The organism is Streptomyces sp. NRRL F-5135, assembly GCF_000719775.1.
Lineage (GTDB): Bacteria > Actinomycetota > Actinomycetes > Streptomycetales > Streptomycetaceae > Streptomyces > Streptomyces hebeiensis.
Map to the genome: position 1 here is coordinate 1 of NZ_JOHR01000071.1, position 458 is coordinate 458.

At 66.6% G+C, this 458-nt stretch carries 1 protein-coding gene; it reads left to right on the top strand.

Features of this window, described 5'->3' with window-relative positions; all coding sequences use genetic code 11:
* Nucleotides 1-458: hypothetical protein (locus IG02_RS37445; protein ID WP_037805249.1), on the top strand; the 458-nt coding region annotated here is incomplete at both ends.

Below are 458 nucleotides of genomic sequence, written 5' to 3' on the forward strand. Positions count from 1 at the left end.
GGTGCGTGTTTTCGAGGAGCTGCCGGGGACTCCGCTGAAGGAGGTTGCGGGGGCGGACACGGATGCGCCGTGGGGTGATGCGGCGTATGCGGTGTGGGGTGAGAACGATCCGGGTGGTGTGCGTTTCCCGGATGGGCGGGTGCTGAACGCCGAGGAGCTGGCGGCGGAGCTGGCGGCTGATCCGGAGTTGGCGAAGCTGCCGAAGGGCATGCCGGTTGTTTTGGTGGTGCCGTATCTGGCGAATGAGCGGAATCTGGAGTTTTTGCGGGCGGTCGCGAACCTGCTGGGGCGGCCGGTGTGGGCGACCAGTGGTGACGGGCGTCTGGTGCGCAACAAGAAGCGCGAGCATGTTCCGGCGCTGATCGATCATGGTCCCGAGCATCCGTTGGGTGCGTGGGTGCCGTTCCACCCGACGAAGCTGTCCGTGCCGCGTGTGGATCGTGTGTGGACGGCGTTGG